Below are 1,856 nucleotides of genomic sequence, written 5' to 3' on the forward strand. Positions count from 1 at the left end.
TTTGATTCCTTTAGCAAATTCTGCTGCAAGGTCTTTTAGTTTTTGTTCGTTCATCATGTTGCCTGACTCCGTTGTGAATATGAACATAGCAAATTCAGGCAATTACACAATTTAATTTACAGTCTCGAAATAGTGACTAAATGCTTAATTTGAGAAGGCTTGTTACCAAAACGGATCAGCTCATACTCAACGCCATACGATTTCAAATACGCTGACATCTGAGAGCCTTCAAACATATAAGTAGCAATCCATACTTCTTTAAAAGATTTCAGTGTATCTATACTCAATTCCCAAACAATCAACTTCTGGTCCACATACAAGAGCTGACCAAGATCACACATTGTTGCTAGGTTTTCGTATTTCGTACCTGTAGGGTCACCACCGTTATCACCATACTTTTCACGATTGAAACGAAGAGTGACAGCATCATCATCAACATGAATCCAACCTAAACGGAAAAGAGCTTCTAACTCTGTAGATGAATGCTCTGTATATACATCATAGACTTGGATTGTTTCGTCAATAATAAGTACATAGTCTTTCGCATCATCCAACATATTTGGTGTTAGGTTCATAAAGAGCTGATGTGTACTGACTACGTTTTCTTTGTTCTTTAACAGGTATTGCAAGCTTTCAGCTTTATTCCCGCCCTTATAGCTTGGATGCTTGAAACGTCTTTCTTTTAATGGAGCATCATCAATATAAGCGTAATGAACGCTAGTATCGTCTTCTGTGGTAATTAAAGGACGTTTTAACGTATCTTCAGGATCGTATGTAGTACCTGAAATACGATGACATTCATCAAGTAATGGAGTGATATAAAGAAAGTTTTGATCTTTTTCTGCTGTTCTAATGTTTTCTATAATTTGAGTAGTCTTACCGCTACCCATCATTGCATCATAAACTTTAAACACTGTGCTTATTTTTCCTATTGGCACGTTTTTTATTCCTCATGATATTTTGTTGTTATGGAAGACTGTTCTTCCCTCTTGAGACAGATTATACAATTTCAAGACAAATAATGTCAATAGCTTGTCTTGAGACTTAGTTTTTGTCTTGAAACCCTTTATTTGTCTAGCTAAATGGTTGTTTTATTTTTAAATTTATAATTGTGGATAAGTAAGACAGGTTTCAGTCTTAATTGATCTTAGGTTTTATACGGCTTTCGCTGCAATTCGATACTCAAATTACAGTGAATTTATAAAGGAAAATTTAAAGGCTGTAGACAAAACCTTGTCTTAGACATTTTATAACTAATTGTTTTTAAAAATGAAAAAAGCAAAAACCTTAAAACAAAAATGTACGGATTCTAGGTACACATAAGCGCACACAGACATAGCACCTAAAGCCTATTTACTGACCGCCCTCTGTTCCTTCCATTACTGTAGCTATTGCCTACAGTCGGTTGGTTGCTCAAACATTTACTTCAGCATAGCTTCGTTGTTACTCGCTATACTTCGTAAAGTTTCGAGCTGAGGTCCATTCTTTTATAACTCAATGTTTTCAACTGATTTTGAAGGAAGCTTAAAAAGTCTTATAAAATAAGGCTAGACAAAACCTTGTCTTGGGACAGTCAAAAAACTCAATTTTTTAGGGCTTTTTTTAACTTTTATCTTAAAGAAGAAATTATAAAAAAATACATAGGACTTACGCACTATTATTTATAGATTCTCTGTGGTAGCAGATGATTTTTATCGAGAATAAAGTCATCAATGAAGTTTTTGATAACTGGTCTAAATAATTTCTTCTGCCAACGATATACATTTTCAAAGATCCGCTCAAACTGGTTCTTTTGTATCTCGACGTAGGCCATCAAGGCTGAAAAAATATGATTCAAAATCAGTTTAGATCGTCTT

1 protein-coding gene and 1 pseudogene are annotated in these 1,856 nt (G+C 34.3%); both read right to left on the reverse strand.

The annotated features are described in order from the left end of the window. Positions 1–116 precede the first annotated feature (116 nt). Positions 117–938 carry a hypothetical protein gene (locus FTU91_RS16275; protein ID WP_257221777.1) on the reverse strand — a complete coding sequence of 274 codons (822 nt, stop codon included), beginning with the start codon at positions 936–938 and terminating at the stop codon, positions 117–119. Positions 939–1,657: 719 nt separating this feature from the next. Next, positions 1,658–1,856 (reverse strand): annotated as a pseudogene (locus tag FTU91_RS16280) (IS701 family transposase); the annotation flags it as partial.

The sequence above is a fragment of the Acinetobacter sp. YH12201 genome, assembly GCF_013418145.1.
GTDB lineage: Bacteria > Pseudomonadota > Gammaproteobacteria > Pseudomonadales > Moraxellaceae > Acinetobacter.